21 protein-coding genes and 1 pseudogene are annotated in these 20,496 nt (G+C 71.8%); 11 read left to right on the top strand and 11 right to left on the bottom strand.

The window, feature by feature from the left end:
* Positions 1-77: 77 nt before the first annotated feature.
* Positions 78-1,094 carry a hypothetical protein gene (locus tag AB0M27_RS12575; RefSeq protein WP_365720763.1) on the top strand — a complete coding sequence of 339 codons (1,017 nt, stop codon included), beginning with the start codon at positions 78-80 and terminating at the stop codon, positions 1,092-1,094.
* Positions 1,095-1,188: 94 nt separating this feature from the next.
* Here the strand turns inward: AB0M27_RS12575 and AB0M27_RS12570 are convergent, their stop codons facing one another.
* Positions 1,189-2,079 carry an NAD(P)H-binding protein gene (locus tag AB0M27_RS12570; RefSeq protein WP_365721092.1) on the bottom strand — a complete coding sequence of 297 codons (891 nt, stop codon included), beginning with the start codon at positions 2,077-2,079 and terminating at the stop codon, positions 1,189-1,191.
* Positions 2,080-2,473: 394 nt separating this feature from the next.
* Between AB0M27_RS12570 and AB0M27_RS12565 the strand changes: the two genes are divergently transcribed.
* Both AB0M27_RS12565 and AB0M27_RS12560 read left to right on the top strand, forming a co-directional pair.
* On the top strand, positions 2,474-3,484 hold the full coding sequence (locus tag AB0M27_RS12565) for a zinc-binding dehydrogenase (RefSeq protein ID WP_365720761.1): 1,011 nt from the start codon (positions 2,474-2,476) through the stop codon (positions 3,482-3,484).
* A gap of 14 nt (positions 3,485-3,498) precedes the next feature.
* Positions 3,499-3,636, top strand: a pseudogene (locus AB0M27_RS12560) (MFS transporter); the annotation flags it as partial.
* Here the strand turns inward: AB0M27_RS12560 and AB0M27_RS12555 are convergent.
* The 3 genes from AB0M27_RS12555 to AB0M27_RS12545 form a co-directional block, all read right to left on the bottom strand.
* The gene (locus tag AB0M27_RS12555; RefSeq protein ID WP_365720759.1) at positions 3,598-4,443 is read right to left on the bottom strand and encodes a fused MFS/spermidine synthase; all 846 of its coding nucleotides are present in this window, start codon (positions 4,441-4,443) and stop codon (positions 3,598-3,600) included. The pseudogene AB0M27_RS12560 and the gene AB0M27_RS12555 sit on opposite strands and share 39 nt — an antisense overlap.
* Before the next feature lie 91 nt (positions 4,444-4,534).
* Positions 4,535-5,707, bottom strand: coding sequence for an elongation factor Tu (tuf, locus tag AB0M27_RS12550; RefSeq protein WP_365720757.1), 1,173 nt, complete (start codon positions 5,705-5,707; stop codon positions 4,535-4,537).
* Positions 5,708-5,977: 270 nt separating this feature from the next.
* Positions 5,978-6,700 (bottom strand): DNA alkylation repair protein, encoded by a 723-nt coding sequence (locus AB0M27_RS12545; protein WP_365720755.1) that lies wholly within the window; start codon positions 6,698-6,700, stop codon positions 5,978-5,980.
* A gap of 139 nt (positions 6,701-6,839) precedes the next feature.
* On the opposite strand from AB0M27_RS12545, the gene AB0M27_RS12540 reads away from it, so the two are divergent.
* Entirely contained in the window at positions 6,840-7,991 is a 1,152-nt protein-coding gene (locus AB0M27_RS12540; protein ID WP_365720753.1) for a glutathione-independent formaldehyde dehydrogenase, read from the top strand.
* A 101-nt stretch (positions 7,992-8,092) separates the two neighbouring features.
* On the top strand, positions 8,093-8,860 hold the full coding sequence (locus tag AB0M27_RS12535; RefSeq protein WP_365720751.1) for a VTT domain-containing protein: 768 nt from the start codon (positions 8,093-8,095) through the stop codon (positions 8,858-8,860).
* A gap of 12 nt (positions 8,861-8,872) precedes the next feature.
* Here the strand turns inward: AB0M27_RS12535 and AB0M27_RS12530 are convergent, their stop codons facing one another.
* A complete protein-coding gene (locus AB0M27_RS12530) occupies positions 8,873-10,042 on the bottom strand; it encodes a thiolase family protein (RefSeq protein ID WP_365720749.1) in 1,170 nt (389 codons plus the stop codon).
* A 123-nt stretch (positions 10,043-10,165) separates the two neighbouring features.
* Here AB0M27_RS12530 and AB0M27_RS12525 point away from each other — a divergent pair, with 123 nt between their 5' ends.
* Complete coding sequence (locus AB0M27_RS12525; protein WP_351807960.1) at positions 10,166-10,636, top strand: helix-turn-helix domain-containing protein; 471 nt, start codon at positions 10,166-10,168, stop codon at positions 10,634-10,636.
* Positions 10,637-10,793: 157 nt separating this feature from the next.
* Here the strand turns inward: AB0M27_RS12525 and AB0M27_RS12520 are convergent, their stop codons facing one another.
* Genes AB0M27_RS12520 through AB0M27_RS12510 form a run of 3 tightly spaced genes read right to left on the bottom strand, consistent with a single transcriptional unit; the run spans position 10,794 to position 13,623 of the window.
* Positions 10,794-11,522 (bottom strand): cupin, encoded by a 729-nt coding sequence (locus AB0M27_RS12520; RefSeq protein WP_365720747.1) that lies wholly within the window; start codon positions 11,520-11,522, stop codon positions 10,794-10,796.
* On the bottom strand, positions 11,516-12,445 hold the full coding sequence (locus AB0M27_RS12515) for a PmoA family protein (RefSeq protein WP_365720745.1): 930 nt from the start codon (positions 12,443-12,445) through the stop codon (positions 11,516-11,518). Before AB0M27_RS12515 ends, AB0M27_RS12520 begins: the two co-directional genes overlap by 7 nt.
* A complete protein-coding gene (locus AB0M27_RS12510; RefSeq protein ID WP_365720743.1) occupies positions 12,442-13,623 on the bottom strand; it encodes a Gfo/Idh/MocA family oxidoreductase in 1,182 nt (393 codons plus the stop codon). The genes AB0M27_RS12515 and AB0M27_RS12510 overlap by 4 nt, the downstream gene beginning before the upstream one ends.
* A 246-nt stretch (positions 13,624-13,869) precedes the next feature.
* Here AB0M27_RS12510 and AB0M27_RS12505 point away from each other — a divergent pair, with 246 nt between their 5' ends.
* The 3 genes from AB0M27_RS12505 (at position 13,870) to AB0M27_RS12495 (ending at position 15,464) form a co-directional block, all read left to right on the top strand.
* On the top strand, positions 13,870-14,745 hold the full coding sequence (locus AB0M27_RS12505; RefSeq protein ID WP_365720741.1) for an undecaprenyl-diphosphate phosphatase: 876 nt from the start codon (positions 13,870-13,872) through the stop codon (positions 14,743-14,745).
* Between the two features lie 7 nt (positions 14,746-14,752).
* Positions 14,753-15,193, top strand: coding sequence for a hypothetical protein (locus AB0M27_RS12500; protein WP_365720739.1), 441 nt, complete (start codon positions 14,753-14,755; stop codon positions 15,191-15,193).
* Between the two features lie 91 nt (positions 15,194-15,284).
* Positions 15,285-15,464 (top strand): hypothetical protein, encoded by a 180-nt coding sequence (locus AB0M27_RS12495; protein WP_365720737.1) that lies wholly within the window; start codon positions 15,285-15,287, stop codon positions 15,462-15,464.
* A 27-nt stretch (positions 15,465-15,491) separates the two neighbouring features.
* Here AB0M27_RS12495 and AB0M27_RS12490 read toward each other — a convergent pair whose 3' ends face one another.
* Positions 15,492-16,103 (bottom strand): DUF4291 domain-containing protein, encoded by a 612-nt coding sequence (locus AB0M27_RS12490; RefSeq protein WP_365720735.1) that lies wholly within the window; start codon positions 16,101-16,103, stop codon positions 15,492-15,494.
* A gap of 92 nt (positions 16,104-16,195) precedes the next feature.
* Here AB0M27_RS12490 and AB0M27_RS12485 point away from each other — a divergent pair, with 92 nt between their 5' ends.
* Both AB0M27_RS12485 and lnt read left to right on the top strand, forming a co-directional pair.
* Complete coding sequence (locus AB0M27_RS12485) at positions 16,196-16,672, top strand: nuclear transport factor 2 family protein (protein ID WP_365720733.1); 477 nt, start codon at positions 16,196-16,198, stop codon at positions 16,670-16,672.
* A 184-nt stretch (positions 16,673-16,856) separates the two neighbouring features.
* Positions 16,857-18,431, top strand: coding sequence for an apolipoprotein N-acyltransferase (lnt, locus tag AB0M27_RS12480; RefSeq protein WP_365720731.1), 1,575 nt, complete (start codon positions 16,857-16,859; stop codon positions 18,429-18,431).
* Here the strand turns inward: lnt and AB0M27_RS12475 are convergent.
* Both AB0M27_RS12475 and AB0M27_RS12470 read right to left on the bottom strand, forming a co-directional pair.
* A complete protein-coding gene (locus tag AB0M27_RS12475; protein ID WP_365720729.1) occupies positions 18,349-19,260 on the bottom strand; it encodes a Gfo/Idh/MocA family oxidoreductase in 912 nt (303 codons plus the stop codon). The genes lnt and AB0M27_RS12475 overlap by 83 nt on opposite strands.
* A 10-nt stretch (positions 19,261-19,270) precedes the next feature.
* Entirely contained in the window at positions 19,271-20,440 is a 1,170-nt protein-coding gene (locus AB0M27_RS12470) for an FAD-dependent monooxygenase (RefSeq protein ID WP_365720727.1), read from the bottom strand.
* Positions 20,441-20,496: the final 56 nt, after the last annotated feature.

Here is a 20,496-nt window from a genome sequence, read left to right as displayed (position 1 = left end):
GTCCGCCCCTCATCGCTACGACCCTGACGAGGGCCGGTGACCGAATCGTGTCCCCGGCGGCACTAGGGTTACTGGCCATGTGGCCAGATCAGCAGCCGCCAGGGGGCGCGCCGAACCCGCAGAACAACCCGCAGCACAATCCGTACCAGCAGCCGGGTTACCAGCAGCCGAGCCCGTACCAGCAGCCCGGATACCAGCAGTATCCGCAGGCCGGGCCGTACGGTCAGCAGCCGCAGTGGGGGCAGCCGCAGCCGCCCACCGTGCCCGTCCCGCAGCCCCCGCAGGGAGGCGGCGGCCGTACCAAGCTGATCGCGATCGTCGCGGCCACGGCGGTCGTGGTGGCCGCCGCGGTGACCGGCTATCTCGTCCTCGGCGGGAAGGACGACAAGAACGACCAGGCCGACGGAAAGGGCGCGCAGCACAGCCAGTCGCCCTCGTCCCAGCCCGCGGCCAGTTCGTCGGCGACGGACGACCCGCGCGGCGTCAACTCGGAGAAGCCGACCGTCGCCGGCTGGAAGGTCGTGGTGAACCCCAAGTGGGGCGTGGCCTTCGACGTGCCCGCCGACTGGGAGGTGCAGTCCCCGGGTATGGGCATCGGCTTCGACTTCCCGAAGAGCGAGCAGGACACGGGCATCGTCATGTCGGGCGTCGCCGAGTACCAGCCCAAGTGGTGCACCTCCGACGACGACAAGGACGGCCGTACCGAGGACACCTCGCTGGCGGCGGTGGGCGTCAAGGGTGCCAGTGGCGCCAAGAACACGGACGAGATCGCGATCAACACGCCGGCCTGGTGGGTCTTCGGCGGCTACACCCAGCCCGACAAGAAGAGCATCTCCTGGGACAAGAAGGCCACCGCCTTCACCACGGACTCCGGCATCAAGGGCAGTTACGCGTGGGCCCAGTCGACGCGCACGCCGAAGAAGGGCAAGTGCATCAGCGACGGCAAGGCACTCACCTTCGGCTTCCAGAACTCGGCGCACGACTATGTGTCGTTCAACTTCTACGGGGCCAAGGGCGTGAACGGCGAGGTGCCCAAGGCGACCGTTCTGAAAATCCTGCGCACGGTACGCCTGCACGGAGACCCGACGAACTAGTGAGCCCGCGGCATGTTCCGTCCCACCGCGACGCGGCGGGACGGAACACCGGGGAGCCTCAGCCCCTCAGGTGGAGGGTTCGAGTGAGCCGGCTTCAGCGGGTGAACAAGTCGTCGTTCTTGCGGACGAAATCGGCCACCCCTGACGCGGGCCGCCCCGTGACCTGCTCCACCCCGTCCGACTTGCGGTCGTACCGATTCTCCGCGTGAAGGCGGGCCATGGTGGAGATGTGCTGGAAGGCGTGGTCCGGCAGCCCCGCGGACCTCAGGTCGGTGTCGATCCATTCCTGCAGTGGGACGTCGGTGTAGCCGACCGGCCGGCCCAGGGCTGACGAAACCTCCGCGGCCATGGCCGTGATGTCCTCCGAACGGGGGCCGGTCAGTTCGTAGATCCGGCCGATGTGCGGGGCCGGATCGGCCAGGATCTCCTCCACGACCGCGGCGACATCACCGGCCGCCACCGGGGAGGTCTTCGCCCGGCCGAAGGGCAGCCTGATCGTGCCGTCCTTCGCGATCGAGGAGAAGCCGACGCGGAAGAGGGGGTTCTCCAGGAACACCGTGGGCCTGATCTGGACGACGGGCAGGCCCGACCAGCCGAGAACCTGCTCGACCAGCCACTGCTGTCGCTGCTGATGCGACTCGGAGGTGCTGGTGAGGTCCATCTCGGAGACAGTCAGCTGCGACATGTTGACGAACGCTTCCAGGTGCCCGTACGCGCGCGCGACGGCCGCCGACGTCACGGCAGCCTCCAGATACTGCGCCGACACGCCCATCCCGAAGTACATGCGTCCACAGCCGGCCAACGCGTCGACGACGTCGCCCGTACGCGTCAGGTCTCCGACGACGACCTCGGCGCCCGTCGCGCGCAGCGCCTCTGCCCGTTCGTCATCGCGACGCACCATGGCCCGCACGGGCAGGCCCCGTCGCCGAAACCCTTCGACCACGGATCGCCCCACGGCACCGACGCTGCCCGCGGCGCCGGTCACCAAAACGGGCAGCACACTGACTTCCCGGCTGCGGTCCACAGGTGCACAGTGCAGCGCCCACGGCCACGGCGCAACCGGAGCCGACCGCCTGTCACCCCTGGGCGACAGGCGGAATGCGGGGCACCTGGTCGTCGGTCGACCGGCACGCGCGCAGGTGAATGGCTGCATCCACGCTTCTGCCGGAGCAGCGCCGTGGCATCACCGACCGCACGCAGTGAGTAAGCAGACGCCGACGCCGTCGAAGAACGACGCCGCACAAGGCTCGCCACCTGACCGGCCTATTCCGATGTGCTGCTGATGGCCCACCGTGCGAACGTGACCAGGGGGCAGTGTGAGGGCGGGTGGCTGATGTCTCGGCCAAGCCCCGAACACATCCGCGCGCAGGAGGAGAGCCATGACCCGGCGTGTCGTCTACACCCGCGGCGGGGCGCCCGCTGACGTCCTGACCGTCATCGAGGAGCCGGAGCCCGTAGCACCCGAGCGCGGCCAGGTCCTCATCCGCACCACGGCCTTCCCGGTACACCCTGGCGATCTCCACCTCATCGAGGCCGGCCCGGGGGATGCCGTGGATCCGGTGACGCCGGGCATCGAGGCCACCGGCGTGGTGGAGGCGATCGGCCCGGGAACGCGCGTGGCGCCGGGAGTCGAGGTCGGCGTCCGGGTGACGGTCTTCCCCCAGCCGGGGTCGTGGGCCCAGCGGCTCGTGGCGGACGCCGAGGCGGTCGTCGCCGTTCCAGAGGAGTTGCCGGACGAGGTCGCCGCGCAGATGCTGGCGAACCCGCTCACTGCCGTGATGCTGCGCCGTGAGGCACAGGAGCACCTGGCCTTCGGATACGACGGCTGCCTGGTGCAGACCGCCGCGGGCTCCTCGGTCGGGCGGCTGGTGACAGGTGTCTCCCAGTTCCACAACTTCGCGCTCGTCAACATCGTCCGCAGCGAGCGCGGTGCCGCGGAGCTGCGCAAGCGGTTCCCGGACGTGCCGGTCGTGTCCACGGAACATCCGGGCTGGGCCGACGAGGTCCGCAAGGCGGCCGGAGGCCGTCCGGTGAGCGTGGCCTTCGACGCGATCGGCGGGAAGATGACGCGGAGTCTTATGGACATCCTGGCGCCGGGCGGGAAGCTGGTCAGTTACGGAATGATCGCCGAGGATCCGATCTCGGTGCATGCGTCGACGCTGGTGAGCAAGTCCCTGACGCTGCGGGGCAAGAACATCATCAGCGGGTGGCCGTCCGAGGCCTCCCCCGAGCGGCGGGCGTCCGACATCGCCACCGCGAAGCAGATCGCGCTGGCGCTCAAGGACCAGTTCGACGTGGCCGCCACATACGGCCTCGACGAGGTGCCCGACGCCGTGGAGCACGCGGTACAGCCCGGCAAAGTCGGCACCGTCCTCGTCCGCACCTGGTAAGCCGGGGCCGACCGGCCGGACTGGTCGTGCTGGTCACCGCCCTGGTGCTGCTGGTCCCGGACGTCCGCACGCTGTCCCGCCGCAGTCGGCCGGTCGTCGGCTCCCCGGCCGCGTCAGCCGATGCCGAACGCCCCGTCGGGGGGCTCGGGTGACGGTACGGCGTCGGCGTCCTCGACCGGCCGCGCGGAACCGGTGAACTCCCGTACCACCGCCCCGTGTTCGACCCGTGCCGGAAAGGCGTCCGCCGCGGTACGGCGGGCCAGCGCGGCGGTGTCGACGGGCCGGTGCGCGGCGACGAGCACCGCGTTGCCGAACCGCCGGCCGCGCAGCACCGCCGGCTCGGCGATCAGCACCAGCTCCTCGAAGACGGCGGCGAACGTGGCCAGTTGGGAGCGCAGGAACCCGAACGGCGCGGCGTCCGCGAGATTGGCCAGATAGACCCCGCCCGGCCGCAGCACCCGCTCGGCCTCCCGCGCGTAGGCGAGCGTGGTCAGATGCGCCGGCACCCGGGACCCGCCGAAGACGTCGGCGATCAGCACATCGGCGTGATCGTCCGGGGCCGCCTCCAGCCAGGCCCGGGCGTCGGCGGCGTGCACCGCGACACCCGAGCCCTCCGGCAGCGGCACATACTCGGCGACCAGCTCCAGCAGCCCCCGGTCGGCCTCGACGACATCCTGCCGCGAGCCGGGCCGGGTGGCCGCCACATACCGGGGCAGCGTCAGCGCCCCTCCCCCGAGGTGCAGCACATCCAGCGGCCGCCCGGCCTCGGCCACGACGTCCAGCACATACCCGAGCCGCCGCGCGTACTCGAACTCCAGATACGCCGGCTCATCCAGATCGACGTACGACTGCGGCGCCCCGTCGACGGTGAGCAGCCAGGCCCGCGCACGGTCGACGTCGGGCATGAGTTTGGCGGTCCCGTGGTCCGTGGTGCGGGTGACGGGTATCGATTCGTTCACTCGTCCATTGTGGGGTGACCACAACCCCTGGGGGCGCGGGGAACTGCGCGACCAGCGACGGCGGCGCGGCAGTCCCCCGCGCACCCCTGCCTCACTCCACAGCCGACACTGTCCCGGCACCCACGGTCCGTCCACCCTCACGGACGGCGAACCCGAGCCCCGGCTCCAGCGGCACCTCCCGCCCGAGCTCGACACTCATCTCCACCGTCTCCCCGGGCCGAGCGACACCCACCGCACCGAGGTCGACGTCGCCCACCACATCCGCAGTACGGATGTAGAACTGCGGCCGATATCCGGTCGCCACCGGCGTCGTACGACCCCCTTCGCGCCCCGACAGCAGGTACACCCGAGCCGAGAACCGCCGGGCGGGCACGACGCTCCCCGGAGCAGCCACGACATGCCCGCGCCGCACGGCGTCCCGCGGCACACCCCGCAGGAGCACCGCCACGTTGTCCCCGGCCTGTGCCTCGTCCATGGGCTTGCCGAAGGTCTCCAGTCCGGTGACGACGGTCTCCACGTCGGCGCCGAGCACCGACACCCGGTCCCCCAGGCGGAGCGTCCCCCGCTCCACGGCGCCGGTGACGACCGTGCCCCGGCCGGTGATCGTGAGCACGTTCTCCACGGGCAGCAGGAACGGCGCGTCCAGGTACCGCTCCGGCATGGGCACGTAGGTGTCCACCGCGTCGAGCAGCGCCTCGATGGATGCCGTCCAGCGCGGGTCGCCCTCCAGCGCGCGCAGCCCGGAGACCCGTACGACCGGTACGGCGTCGCCCGGGTAGCCCTGGGCCGTGAGCAGGTCGCGGACCTCCAGCTCGACGAGGTCGATCAGTTCCTCGTCGTCCGTGCCGTCGGCCTTGTTGAGTGCGACGACGATGTGGTCGACGCCCACCTGCCGGGCCAGCAGCACGTGTTCGGCGGTCTGCGGCATGATCCCGTCGAGCGCGGACACGACGAGGATCGCCCCGTCGAGCTGCGCGGCGCCGGTGACCATGTTCTTGACGTAGTCGGCGTGCCCCGGCATGTCCACGTGGGCGTAGTGCCGGGTGTCGGTCTCGTACTCGACGTGCGCGATGTTGATGGTGATGCCGCGAGCGGCCTCCTCCGGGGCGCGGTCGATGCGGTCGAAGGGCACGAAGGTGCCGGTGCCGCGCTCGGCGAGAACCTTGGTGATGGCGGCGGTCAGGGTGGTCTTGCCGTGGTCGACATGACCCATGGTGCCGATGTTCAGGTGCGGCTTGGTGCGCACGTAGGCCGTTTTGGACATGGATGTACCTCGAAGCCTCTCAGCCGTGAGAAGAAACGCGGGACCCCGAGGACTGGCCGACCCTCCCCCTGCGGGGTCCGCCGGACGTTCCGGAGAGGGTCAGCTTCGGGCGCCGTCGACAGCGGCCGCGAGGAACAGGACGGCAGCCTTCGGCGCATCCGCGACGGCGGATGCTGCGAGGAGGAAGGCGTACCGGAACATGCGGTCGATCATCGCCGAGCAGATGTCCGGCGTCGAACGATTTTTGGTGATCGGCGAGTTGGAGCCCGCTCAGGCGCCGATGTTCTTCAGCGCCTCCCGGACGGTCGGCGGGGCAAACCGGCCCCGTTCCCGCGCCAGGAAGGCCCGCACGGCCTCGGGGTCGGTCTTGGCGTACTCGCGCAGGGCCCAGCCGATCGCCTTGCGGATGAAGAAGTCGGGATGCCCGGACTGGAGCAGGCAGTAGGTGAACAGCCGGTCGGCGTCGGTGCTTTCCTTGCGGGCCAGCTGGTGGAGCAGGGCGGTGCGTACCAGCCAGAGGTCGCCGTCAGTGATCCAGGCGTCCATGTCGGCGGTGAGCCGGGGGTCGGCGGCGACCAGGCGGCCGACCACGTGCGCGGCGAGCGGATCGACGGTGTCCCACCAGGGGGCGGTCGTGACGAGATGCCGGGTCACCGGCAGGAGACCGGAGGAGCACCGCCCGGCGTGCCCGCGCAGATAGTCCACCGCGAAGTAGTGGTACTCGCGCTCGGGCAGCGCCCAGCAGCGCAGTGCGATCGCGGCGCAGTCGGCCTCGCCGGGGCGCGGGGTACCCGCGAGGACGGTGCGGGACAGGGCGCGGCGGTACGGGGTGGGGATGCCGAGGAAGGGCGCCACGTCCTTCATGTACGCCCGCATCGGGCCGGCCCGCCCGGAATCGGCGGCTGCCGCGAACACGCCCGTCACGCGCTCCAGCAGGGTGTCGGCGAGGGCGCTGCGCGGCACGTGCGGCGGGGCCGCGCCGGTGACGGTCATGGAGGAACTCTACTATCGAATATACGTTCGCCCATGTGGCCCGACTCCCGGCACGGCGGCCCTCGGAACATGGGTTGCACCCCGTTCCGTAGCGGCGTTCCCTGGAAGTACTGGCGGTGCAGCGGCGGAGGTGACAGAGGTGAAGGCCGTTGTCTACGAAGAGCCCTTCAGCGTGGTGGTGAAGGACGTACAGGATCCCGGGATCCAGCATCCCAACGATGTGCTCGTACGCGTCACGTCGAGCGCGATATGCGGCTCGGACCTGCATATGTACGAGGGCCGCACGGCGGCCGAGTCCGGCATCGTCTTCGGGCACGAGAACCTCGGCATCATCGAGGAGGTCGGCAACGGCGTGACCTCCCTGTCCAAGGGTGACCGGGTCGTGATGCCGTTCAACGTGGCCTGCGGATTCTGCAAGAACTGTCTGGCCGGGAAGACCGGCTTCTGCCTGACGGTCAATCCCGGATTCGCGGGCGGGGCCTACGGCTATGTGGCGATGGGTCCGTACAAGGGCGGCCAGGCCGAGCTGCTGCGGGTGCCGTTCGCCGACTTCAACTGCTTGAAACTGCCTCCGGGCGACGAGTTCGAGACCGATTTCGTACTGCTCGCGGACATCTTCCCGACGGGCTACCACGGCTGCGAACTCGCCCAGGTGTCCCCCGGTGAGAGCGTGGCCGTCTTCGGCGCCGGACCGGTGGGGCTGATGGCCGCCTACTCGGCGCTGCTGCGCGGTGCGTCGAAGGTGTTCTCCGTCGACCGGGTGCCCGAGCGGCTCGCCAAGGCGGAGGAGATCGGGGCCATCCCCATCGACTTCACCAAGGGCGACCCGGCGGAGCAGATCAAGGAACAGACCGGAGGTGAGGGAACCGACACGGGCGTCGACGCCGTCGGCTACCAGGCCCAGGCTCACGACGCCAGCCACGAGGAACCCGCCATCGTCCTCAACGAGCTGGTCATGACGGTACGGCCGACGGGCATGCTCGGCGTGCCGGGCCTGTACGTGCCCTCGGACCCGGGCGGTCCCGACGATCACGCCCGGCACGGCCAGCTGCTGGTCTCCATCGGCCAGATGTTCGAGAAGGGCCAGCAGATGGGCACCGGTCAGTGCAACGTCAAGCGGTACAACCGCCAGCTGCGCGACCTGATCATCGCCGGGCGCGCCAAGCCCAGTTTCGTGGTCTCCCACGAGCTGCCGCTGGACCAGGCGCCGCAGGCGTACGAGAAGTTCGACAAGCGGATCGAGGGCTACACCAAGGTGGTACTGCACCCCGGTCACGCGCTCGCCGCGTGAGGCACGGCTCCACGGGTCCGGACGCCCCAGGTGGTGCCCGGACCCGTTCGTCGCGACATGCTTGACGGCGATCACACGCGTTCGTCGGTTAATGTCACCGGATGCTCGATGCCAACCGCTCTGGCACCGCCACGGCCTCTCCCCGGGCCGCCGCCACGGAGCTCGCCGTACCCGTGTCGCCCCTGCCGCGCGCCGGGCTCGCCGGACGGTGTGCGCGGGCGCTGGCGCATCCCTATGCCCGGCTGTCGCTGTTGCTCGCTCTGCTCGCGGGTGCCGCGGCGTGCGTGCTGGCCTTCGAGCCGCAGCGGCTGCTGACGCACGGGTGGCCGCCGCAGCTGGGCGGGGCGGCGGCGGCCGCGGTGTTCGGCATGGCGTACGGGCTGTGCACCGTGGCGTTCGTGCCGCGCCCCCTGCTCAACCTGGCGGCGGGCGCGTTGTTCGGCTCGCAGCTGGGGCTGGTGACGGCGCTGGCGGGCACGGTGCTCGGGGCGGGCGTGGCCTTCGGGCTCGGCCGGGTTCTCGGTCAGGACGCCCTGCGCCCGCTGCTGCGGGGCCGCTGGCTGAAGGCAGCCGACGGTCAGCTGAGCCGGCACGGGTTCCGGTCCATGCTCGCGGCCCGGCTCTTCCCGGGTGTGCCGTTCTGGGCGGCGAACTTCTGCGCCGCCGTCTCCCGCATGGGCTGGTGGCCGTTTCTGCTGGCCACCACCGTCGGCTCGGTCCCCAACACCGCCGCCTACGCGGTCGCCGGCGCCCGCGCCTCCGCGCCGACGTCTCCCGCCTTCCTGATCGCGCTGGCCGGTATCGCCGTACCGGCGGTGCTGGGCGCGGTGGTGGCCTGGCGCAAGCGTCACCACCTGCGCGGCCGGTAACGGTCACACCGGTCAGACGCCCTCGAGGATCATCGCGTTGGCCAGTCCGCCCGCCTCGCACATGGTCTGCAGGGCGTAGCGGGCTCCGCGCTCGCGCATGGCGTGGACCAGCGTGGTGGTCAGCCGGGTGCCGCTGGCGCCCAGTGGGTGGCCGAGGGCGATCGCGCCGCCGTGCACGTTGACCTTGGCCAGGTCGGCGCCGGTCTCCTGCTGCCAGGCCAGGACCACACTGGAGAACGCCTCGTTGACCTCGAAGAGGTCGATGTCGGCCACCTCCAGCCCGGCCTTGCCCAGCACCTTCTCGGTCGCCGGGATCACCCCGGTGAGCATCAGCAGCGGGTCGGAGCCGGTGACGGCGAAGCTGTGCAGGCGGGCCAGCGGGCGCAGGCCGAGGCGGGCCGCGGTGTCGCTGGAGGTGATCAGCACGGCGGAGGCGCCGTCGTTGGTCGGGCTGGCGTTGCCCGCGGTCACGTTCCAGTCGATCTGCGGGAAGCGCTCGGCGAAGCCCGGGTCGTAGTAGGCGGGCTTGAGACCGGCGAGGATCTCCGGGGTGCTGCCCGGGCGGACGCACTCGTCGCGGGCGACGCCGTCCAGCGGCGCGATCTCGGCGTCGAACAGGCCCTTGTCCCAGGCCGCGGCGGCCTTGCGGTGGGAGGAGACGGCGAACTCGTCCATCCGCGCGCGGGTGAGGGACCACTTGGCGGCGATCAGCTCGGCGCTGATGCCCTGCGGGACCAGGCCCTCGGGGTAGCGCTCGGCGACGCCGGGACCGAAGGGGTCCTTGCCGGCGGGCACGTTGGACCACATCGGCACCCGGCTCATCGACTCCACACCGCAGGCGATCACGAGGTCGTACGCCCCGGACATGACGCCTTGCGCGGCGAAGTGCACGGCCTGCTGGGAGGAGCCGCACTGGCGGTCCACCGTGGTCGCCGGGACCGTCTCGGGGAAGCCGGCGGAGAGGACGGCGTACCGGGTGGTGTTCATGGCCTGCTCGCCGACCTGGTCGACGGTGCCGCCGATGACGTCGTCGATCAGCGCCGGGTCGACGCCGGAGCGCTCGACCAGGGTGCGCAGGGTGTGGGCGAGCAGCTGCACGGGGTGGACGTGGGCGAGGGAGCCGTTCTGCTTGCCCTTGCCGATGGGGGTGCGTACGGCTTCGACGATCACTGCGTCGCGCATGGCGGGGCCTCCTTGGCCGCCTGGCTGTCCGTGACGGTTCACGGCAGCTACCGGTGAGTAGGAAATCCGAACTCACCATAACCCTGAGGGTTGGAAAATCAAACCCTCCTTTAGACTGGCCCCATGGCCGCCACGAAAGACCCGCGCCCCTGCTCCATCGCCGACGCCCTCGCGCTGGTCGGCGAGAAGTACTCCCTGCTCGTCCTGCGCGAGGTGTTCCTGGGCAACGGCCGCTTCGACCAGCTCGTGCGCAACATCGGCGCGCCGCGCGACATCCTGGCCACCCGGCTGCGCCGGCTCGTGGACGCCGGAATCCTCACCAAGCGCGTCTACAGCGAGCGCCCGCAGCGCTTCGAGTACCGGGCCACGCAGGCGGGCCTGGAGCTGGAGGGCGTCCTGATGACGCTCAAGGAGTGGGGCGACCGCCACATCCGCAAGGGCACCGACCTGCCCATGGCCATCGAGCACGCCTGCGGCAACGAACTGGTGCCGGTCGTCACCTGCCGGGCCTGCGGTGACGAGGTCCGCCACGAGGACCTCACGGCCCATCCGCAGGCGCCGGGGTGGACGCGCACCGGTCCTGCGGCGGCGTGACGCTCCGCTGGGCGGAGCCGCTGCAGGCCGTCGATCGTCTGCGGCGCCATTGTTGTCGGTCGCTCCCCCAAGTTCGGCTCCGCTCGAACCCGGGGAGACCCCCATCGCGGCGGTAGCCGCATATCAAACTCGGCCCCGCGCCCCTTCGGGGCGCTGCTCAGCGACCCTGCCGGTACACATCGAGCCGCCCGCACATCCCGAACCGCCCCACCTCGAAGGGCCGCTCGGCCCGTACGACGGCCTCGGCGAGGTGCGCCGCGTCCCCCTCCGCCAGCCACTCCAGATGCCGCCCCGTCGCCTCCGCCGCCGCCAGCGCACCTTTCCTCCAGCGCCGGCGCCACTCGGCGACCCGGGGCCGGACCAGCGCGGCGGCGGCCCGGTGGAAGGCGGCCAGCGCCTCCGGCCCCGAAGCCTCGCGCAGCGACCGGTAGCCCTCAAGGGCCAGGTCGCGCCGAGCGCGGGCGATCCGCTCCCGCTCCGCCTCCGGGGCGTCGGCCGGGATCGCGGTCGCGGCGGCGTACGTCTCCGGGTCGGCCAGGTACTCCGGCGGGAGCGTGAGCACCGCGTCCCCCGCCTCCGGCAGCCCGCCGTTCTGCATGAGGACGGTGATGCGCAGATCGCCCTCGCTGACCAGCCGGTGGATGGTGCCCGGCGTGAACCAGGCGACCGTGCCGGCCACGAGCGGGGTGACCTCGTACCCGGACACGGTCAGCGTCTGCACCACGCCCCGGCCGCCGGTGACGACGTACGCCTCCGAACAGGCCAGATGCACATGGGGAGTTCCGCCCCGCACCCCGTCGGCGGCAGGCCAGTCGTACACGCACAGCCGGGACACGGCGACCCCGCCCGGCAGACCAGTGAACGTGTACTCCCCGGCGCTCACCACGGATGCGCCTCCAGGTACTTCGCGACGTCCTCCCGCTGCCAGGCACCGTCCGCCACCACGACCCGGTAGCGGCGGCGGAGCGTGTCGCCGGGGGCGAGTTCCAGCTCCTCGAAGAAGGACCAGGAGGGGGCGACGGCGGCGAAGGGCTCGTTGCGGACGAACCAGTGGGCGGGATGGGTGCCGCCCGCGCCGGAGTGGTCGTTCTCCGGGGCGTGCGTGAAGACGAGGGTGGCGTGGCCGTCGATGCCGTCGTGTTCACCGCAGTAGGCGAGCCAGGGCGCCTGGGTGCCCATCAGTGCGGGGCCTTCCTCCTCCGGTCCGGTGATCCGCCCCTCCCGGAAGGCGCGCGGGCCCCGCCAGAACAGGCCGGTGTAGCCCGCCAGTTCACGCCCGGCGGCGGTCGGGCTGCCGAAGCGGAGCGGCTCGGCACGCCGGTTGGTGATCGCACTGGTCCACGTCAGCGCCCAGGAACCGGAGTCCGGGTCCACGTCGTGGACCTCGATGTGCCGCTCCTCCTCGGCCCACAGCTCACCGTCGTACGGATGCCAGGTCAGCCGCTCGGCGAGCACCGCCCGGCCGTCGGCCGCGAAGACCTCGTCGAAGCCGGCGTGGCGCATCGAGCCGACCCGCTCAGGGAGTTCGAGGTATCCCTGCCCGTGCACATAGGTGTTGCCGCCCCACAGGTTCGCTCCGGACAGGTGCGAGGCGGTCAGGGACAGGCCCTTGTGCCAGCGGTGGTCGTTGGGGCGGTAGTCGGTGACGACGGCGCCGGCGAGGGTGCGGACCGGGTGGAGGTAGGGCCGGGGGGCCTCCCAGGCGGCCTCGGGGCGGTAGACGTAGGCGAACAGCTCGACGCCGGTGGCCGGTTCGGAGACGGTGATCCGGTCGCCGTACGCGTGGACGATCCGCAGTCCGCCGGTCATGCCGGGATCTCCTCGGTGGACACGGGCGCCCAGCCGGGGGCGCCGCCGTGCAGGGCGGTGTAGTACGGGTCACCGGGGACGATCTCGCCGGCGCGGACGGTCGTGTCGGTGAAGGCCGACTTGTACAGGGCCGTGATCAGCTCCAGGCTCTTACGCCCGTCCGCTCCGCTGCCGCGCGGCCGCATACCCGCGCGCATGCTCGCGACCAGTTCACGCAGTTGGGCCAGGTGCGAGCTGGGCACGTCCGGGCCGAAGTCCCGCCACCGCCGCGCCCGTTCGGCGGGAACGTCCGGGGCCGGGACGATGCGCCAGTCGTCGTTGGCGTGCCCGTAGAGGTGGGTCAGTTCGACGGTCGCGCGCTCGCAGTCGATGCGGATGCGGCTGACCTCGTCCGGGCTGAGCACGCTGTTGACGACGGTCGCGAGGGCGCCGCTCGCGAAGCGGACCAGCGCGGTGGAGACGTCCTCCGTCTCGACGTCGTGCACCAGCCGCCCGGCCATGGCCCGTACCTCGCTCCACGGCCCGAGCAGGTCCAGCAACAGGTCCATCTGGTGGATGCCGTGGCCCATGGCCGGGCCGCCGCCCTCGGTGTGCCAGCGGCCCCGCCAAGGCACGGCGTAGTAGGCGGTGTCCCGGTACCAGGTGGTCTGACAGTGCGCCACCAGGGGCCGCCCGAGGGCGCCTTCGGCGAGCAGCCGGCGCACATGCCGGGAACCGGACCCGAACCGGTGCTGGAAGACGATCGCCGCGTACGGCCCGCCGCCCACGCCCTCCTCCGCCTCGATCGCGTCGAAGTCGGCGAGCGAGGGCACCGGCGGCTTCTCGCACCACACCCAGGCGCCGGCGCGCAGCGCGGCCACGGTCTGCGCGCGGTGCAGGGTGGGCGGGGTGCAGATGCTGACCAGGTCGGGCCGCTGCTCGGCCAGCATCCGGTCGAGGTCGGTGTAGGCGTGCGGGATGCCGGTCTCGGCACAGAAGGCCTCGACGGCGCCCCGGTCGATGTCGACGGCGGCGACGACCTCGGTCTCGCCCTCCCGTGCGAGCTGAGCCAGTGCGGGCAGGTGGGAGCCGCGCCCGATGGCGCCGGTGCCGATGACGGCGGCCCGGATGCGCCGGCCGGCGAACGGGGTCGTCGAACTAGGGCTGTTGGGCCTGGGCAGGAGGGGAGAGGGTGGCATGGGCGGGTTCAGCACTCCTCCGGTACGGCGGGCGCGCGGGCCGACAGTGCGGAAGCAATACGGCAAGCAAGGCAGCAAGCGCTTTCTCCTGCGCTGCAACGTAAGCGGCGGCGCCGGGTGCGGTCAACACCACGAACCGTCCGGGGCTGTCCGACCCCCGCTTCCGCACCACTGTCCGGGCCCGCTACGCTGCCGTCGGCATTTGATCATCCTTTTACCTTCTCAGCACTTGGACGCCGTACCTCCATGTCTTGGTTTGAATCCCTCGTCCTCGGACTCGTCCAGGGGCTGACCGAGTTCCTGCCCGTCTCCTCCAGCGCGCACCTGCGGCTGACCGCGGCGTTCTCGGGCTGGAAGGACCCCGGGGCGGCCTTCACGGCGATCACGCAGATCGGCACGGAGACCGCGGTGCTGATCTACTTCCGGAAGGACATCGGCCGGTTCGTCACGGCCTGGTTCCGCTCGCTGCTCGACAAGGCGATACGGCGGGACCACGACGCGCAGACGGGCTGGCTGGTGATCGTCGGCTCGATCCCGATCGGGGTGCTGGGCGTGACACTCAAGGACCAGATCGAGGGGCCGTTCCGCGATCTTCGGGTCACCGCCACCATGCTCATCGTCGTGGGCCTGGTCATCGGCGTCGCCGACCGGCTGGCGGCCCGCGACGAGACCGGCGGCCGGCACCGCGCGCCCAAGCAGCGCAAGACGCTGGAGGATCTCGGGGTCAAGGACGGCCTGGTCTTCGGACTGTGCCAGGCCTGCGCGCTCATCCCGGGCGTCTCCCGCTCCGGCGCGACCATCAGCGGCGGCCTGTTCATGGGCTACAAGCGGGAAGCGGCCGCCCGCTACTCCTTCCTGCTCGCCATCCCGGCGGTGCTCGCCTCGGGCGCGTTCGAGGTGAAGGACTCGGTGAGCGAGGGGCATGTGGCCTGGGGCCCGACCCTGTTCGCGACGGCGATCGCCTTCGCCTCCGGGTACGCCGTCATCGCGTGGTTCATGAAGTGGATCTCCAACAAGAGCTTCATGCCGTTCGTCTGGTACCGCGTGACCCTCGGGATCGTCATCATCGCGTTGGTCTCGGCGGGCGTCCTGAGTCCGCACGCGGCGGAGTCGGCGAGCTGAGCACGGCGTGGACCGGCCGGCGGCCCTCGACTCTCCCGGCGCCGCGCCGGACCGGGATCCGCCGGGGAGCGACACGCTGGACACCCACTGGGCGCTGTGGGGCATGCTCCGGTTCTGCCGCGACCTGGGTATCGATGCCGCGGCGGCCCGCGTGCTCGACCGGGTGACCGGGGGCGACCCCGACCGGGACGTGGGCTTCCTCGACCACCCCGACGTAGACGTACACGACGGTTTCGGTGATCCGCCCCGGCTCCTGTGCGTCGCCGCTGTTTCGGACATCTCCCGGGCCCTGGACGAACTCGACGTGGGTGCCTTCAAAGCGCTCGCCGCATGGCTCGGGCGGAGGCGGCGAGTTGCGCGGCTGCGTGCCGGTCGTGTGCTGGTCGCGCCCACGCGGCGGAGTCGCACATCGACACAGCCCCCACGCCCCTCCGGGGCGCTCGACTGAGGACGTGACGGCCGGCGGCGGTGGCCAACCGCATACCTTCCGTGTAGCCGGGCGGTAGCGCAGTGTCAGTTCTTGCCCCTAGGCTGTCCGCATGTCCCCCGATGTCCTGCCCTCTGGTTTCGTGCGGTCTGCCGCCGAGGTGAACGAGCAGATCCGGGCGCTGTGGCTGCGTGCGGGCGGCACCCTGTCGGCCCAGGAGCGCGCGGAGTACGAGCTGTTGGTGGTCGAGTGGGCCGAGGCGATCCGCGGTGAGGTCGTCGAGGCGGCCTGACCCGGGCGGCGGCCCGCTGCCGCCGGCCTACGCCCGCAGATGCGCGAGGGCCTCGTCCGCCACCGGATACGGCCGCTCCTCGGGCAACAGCCCTGTCGCCCGCTCCAGTTCACCGGCCCGCACCAGGCCGTGGACCTCGGTGGCCAGCGGGGTCACGTCCTCGATGCCCACGATCCACTCGTCGGCGTACCGCGCGGCCGCCTCCCCCGCCAGGCCGAGCTGCAACGACCGGTACGGCAAAGGGTTGTGGTGCAGATCCCGCTCCGGGTCCCACTGCACCCGGGCCGGGGCCCGAAGCAACTGCCGCTTCCAGGACGCCTGGTCCTCGTGCAGGGCGGGCACGTAGTGCGACAGACAGGCGTGCCGCAGAGCCCACTCGAATCCCGCGCGGTCGATCTCCACGGCGAGGACGGTCTCCTGCCCCTCCTTCGTGCCCCAGCCGCAGCGGTACATCATCCACAGGAAGGACGGCTTGATCCAGGTCATCCGGTCCCGCTTCCACGAGGACGGAAAGCGTCCCGTGCGGGCCGCCGGGCGGCCTATCTGCGGACGGTAGGCCTGATAGACGTTGACCGTGGTGTCCGTGTACCGGGCCCGGATACGGAACTTCGGTTCGGGCTCGATCGATTGTTCGTTCATGGGGACAGGTTGGGGTCTCCTCCGTGCCCCGCACCACCGAATAACCCCGCACGCCTCTTGGATCCGCGCCCGCCATGCCCAAAACTGTGCCGATGACCCAGCGCGCTGAGCTCGCGACCGTGATGGACCGGCTGGCCGTGGACGAGTTGATCACCGCCTACGCGGTGGCGGTGGACGACGGGGACTGGACCGGGTACCGGATGCTGTTCACGGCGGACGGACGGGCCGACTACCGTTCGGCCGGCGGCATAGAGGGCGACGCGGGACAGGTCGCCGGATGGCTCGCGAAGAGCCTGGCGGTGTTCGCCATGCGACAGCACCTGATCGTCAACCGCCAGGTCCGGTTCGGCTTCCTGGAGCACGACACCGGCGACACGGCCTCGGTGCGGGCCGACTACCTCAACCCGATGCGCTTCACGACCGACGGCAGCCCTACGGCTCCGGACCTGGTGTGCGGTGGCCGCTACGGCTTCACACTGCTCCGCACGTCGGAGGGCTGGCGGCTGCGCAAGGTGGTCGTCGAGGAAAAGTGGCGACAACTGCCGGCCAAGGCCGCACCGACCCCGTAGGGGGCGCAGGCCTGGCAAGGGTCGCGAGGCCGTACCGACATGCGGCTGCGCCGCGTGGGCGCGACCAGCCACATACCGGCCCGCAGCCGCCCGGACAGAGTTCCTCCGCGCATACCCCATGCCCCCTGTCCTAGATCGCTCCAGACGCGCACACTGGAACGAGCGCAGGGTAGGGAGGGCCCACATGACGACGATCGGCCGCTGGCTGACCTCCCCTTGGCGGCGCTCCGGCGTGGCCGTAGTCGCCGGTGCCCTCCCCGTGCTGGCCTTCCCCGCGCCGGCCCTGTGGTGGTTCGCCTACGTCGCCCTGGTCCCCTGGATCCTGCTGGCCCGCTCGGCGCCGACCGGGCGCCGCGCGGCGTACGACGGCTGGAGCGGTGGCTTCGGCTTCCTGGTGGCCGTGCACCACTGGCTGCTGCCGAGCCTGCATGTGTTCATCTTCCTGATAGCCGTCCTGCTGGGCGCGCTGTGGGCGCCCTGGGGCTGGCTGGTGCGCCGGTTCCTGGGCGGGCAGCCGACGCCGGGGCGGGGCGCCGCCGCGGTGCTGGTGCTGCCGTCCGGCTGGTTGATGGTGGAGCTGGTGCGGTCCTGGCAGGGGCTCGGCGGGCCGTGGGGCATGCTGGGCGCAAGCCAGTGGCAGGTGTCGCCGGCGCTACGGCTGGCCTCGGTCGGCGGAGTGTGGCTGCTGAGCTTTCTGGTGGTGGCCCTCAACGTGGTGGCGGCCGTGCTGATATCCGTGCGCGCGGCCCGCGTCCCGGCCGTGGCCTCGCTGCTCGCCACCGCCGCCGCGACCTCGGCCGCGTGGGTGTGGGCACCGCGTCCGGAGGTCGACGGGCAGGTGCGGATAGCCGTCGTACAGCCCGGAGTCGTGGACGGCCAGGACAGCGCCGGGAGGCGTTTCGCGCGGGAGGAGCAACTGACCCGGCGGCTCGTCGGGCAGGACGTCGACCTGGTCGTGTGGGGCGAGTCCAGCGTGGGGTACGACCTGGGCGACCGGCCCGCCCTGGCCCGCCGGATCGCCGCGCTGTCCCGCGACACCGGCGCGGACGTGCTGGTCAACGTGGACGCCCGACGCTCCGACCGCCCCGGGATCTACAAGAGTTCGGTGCTGATCGGTCCGGACGGCCCGACCGGCGACCGGTACGACAAGATGCGGCTCGTGCCCTTCGGCGAGTACATACCGGCCCGCTCGCTGCTCGGCTGGGCCACCTCGGTCGGCAAGGCGGCAGGCGAGGACCGCGGGCGCGGCACCGAGCAGGTCGTGATGAACGTCGGGCACGGGCTGCGGATCGGCCCGCTGATCTGCTTCGAGACCGCGTTCCCCGACATGAGCCGGCATCTGGCCGAGGACGGCGCCGATGTCCTGCTCGGTCAGTCCGCCACGTCCACCTTCCAGGGCAGCTGGGCGCCGGAGCAGCATGCCTCGCTGGCGGCGCTCAGGGCCGCCGAGACCGGCCGCCCGATGGTGCACGCCACCCTCACCGGCGTCTCTGCCGTGTACGGGCCGGGCGGGCAGCGGCTCGGTCCGTGGCTCGGCACCGACGCGAGCGGCGCCCGCGTGTACGACGTACCGCTCGCGCACGGGATCACGCCGTACGTCCGCTACGGCGACTGGCCGGTGCACGGCGCGCTGCTGGTGCTGGCGGCGCTGTGCGTCACCGAGAGCCTGCGGGCGCTCAGGCTGCGGCGGAACGGTCCCGAACCGCTCGTACCACACGCTCGCACAGCTCATGGGTCGCCAGCGCGTCCCGGGCACTGAGCACCTTCCCGGCCCGGACGGCGTCGAGGAAGGCGAGGACCGCCTGCTCGATGCCGCGCTGCCGGGCGACCGGCACCCAGTCGCCGCGGCGGCGCACGGTCGGCTGGCCCTTGTGGTCGATCACCTCGGCGAGGTTGAGCACCTGACGCTTGGTGTCCTGCCCGGAGACCTCCAGGATCTCCTCGGCCGAGCCGCTGAGCCGGTTCATCACGCCGAGCGCGGTGAAGCCGTCCCCGGCGAGCTGGAGCACGACATGCTGCAGCAGCCCGCCCTCGACACGGGCGCGCACGGTGATGTCGTCGACCGTTCCCGGCACCAGGAAGCGCAGGGTGTCGACGACGTGGATGAAGTCGTCCAGGATCATCGAGCGCGGTTCCTCGGGCAGCCCGATGCGGTTCTTCTGCATGAGGATCAGCTCGCGCGGGTGCTCCAGGCACTGCGCGTACCCGGGCGCGTACCGGCGGTTGAAGCCCACGAACAGGCAGACCCCGCGCTCCTCGGCGAGGCGCACGAGCCGCTCGGAGTCGGCGAGTTCGTATGCGAGCGGCTTGTCCACGTACGTCGGCACGCCCGCCTGGAGCAGCCGGGTGACGATCTCGGGGTGGACGGCGGTCGGCGCGTGCACGAAGGCCGCGTCGAGACCGGCGCCGAGCAGGGAGTCGAGCGTGGCGTGGCGCCGGCCGGCCGGCAGGTGCAGGCTGTCGGCGACCCGGTCGAGGGTGGCGGGCGTCCTGGTCTGGAGGTGGAGCTCCACCCCCGGCTGCATGGCCAGCACCGGCAGGTATGCCTTCTGCGCGATGTCCCCGAGTCCGATGCAGCCGACCTTCACGTGCTCTCCCCTACCGCTTGATTGCCTCTCCGGCAGCATACGGGGGCCGCCAGCCGGCGATGTCGTCGAAGCCGCGCAGGAGGAGCGCGGGTCCGGCCTTGGACAGGGCCGCGATCACGGTGTCGCGTACGGCGACGGCGACGGGGTTGCCGGCCATGTTCACGCGGGCGGCCCTGACGGCCTGGCGGGCGATCGCGATGGTGCGTGGCAGGCGGGCGCCGGTGTAGGCGGCGAGGTCGGCGGAGTGGTGGGCGAGGACGACGGCGTCCTCCATGGCCTGGTTGCCGCCCTGGCCGAGGGTCGGCGGCATGGCGTGGGCGGCGTCGCCGAGCAGGGCCACCCGGCCCGAGTGGTAGGCGGGCAGGGGCGTGGCGATGTGGTGGACGTCGTGCCGGAGCACGTCCTCGGGGCGGGCGGCGGCGAGCACGGCGGGAATGGGATCGTGCCAGTCGCCGAACAGGCGCTGGAGTTCGGCCTTCTCGTCGTCGGGCGCCCGCCCGCCGGCCGGGGTCATGGCCGCCGCGTAGGCGTAGACGCGGCCGTCCTTGACCGGGTGGGTGCCCCAGATGCGGCCCCGGCCCCAGGTCTCGTGCGAAGCGAACCGCACGCCGGGCACCGGGATCAGCACCCGCCAGGTGGTGAACCCGGCGTACTGCGGGCCGGGATGCTGCGGGAACAGGGCGCGACGGACATGGGAGTTGATGCCGTCCGCGCCGACCACCAGCTCGGCCTCCGGCTCCTCGTCGCCGATGATCACCCGGGCGGGCCGCCGGCCGTCGCCGGGGTCGGCGAGGTGCGCGGCGGCCGCTGTGCGGACGGCACCGGGCGGGAGCAGGCCGGCGAGGCGGCCGACCAGGGTGGCGCGGGGCAGCAGGACCAGCGGTCCGCCGAAGCGGGCGGCGGCCGCCTCGGCGCTGGACCGGGACAGCCACCGCCCGCTGGGGGTGCGCAGCCCGCCGTCGCCCTGCCAGGCGGCCAGGTCGCGGATCTCCTCACCGATGCCGAGCACGTCCAGGGCGCGCAGGGCGTTCGGGGCGAGCGAGATGGCCGCGCCGACCGGTTCCAGGGAGCTGGCCCGCTCCAGCACGGTCACGTCCCAGCCCCCGCGGTGCAGGGCCGCCGCCGCGGCCAGACCTCCGATGCCGCCGCCGATGACGATCGCGCGCGCCGACCGAACCATGGCTCCTCCCGATTTCCTCAGACTACATCTGTAGTGAGTGTGACTCTACTACAGCC

It is taken from the genome of Streptomyces sp. NPDC052107, from assembly GCF_040680215.1.
Taxonomy (GTDB): domain Bacteria; phylum Actinomycetota; class Actinomycetes; order Streptomycetales; family Streptomycetaceae; genus Streptomyces.
The sequence above is the reverse complement of the archived record's forward strand: the minus strand, read 5'-3'. Positions and strand labels throughout refer to the sequence as shown.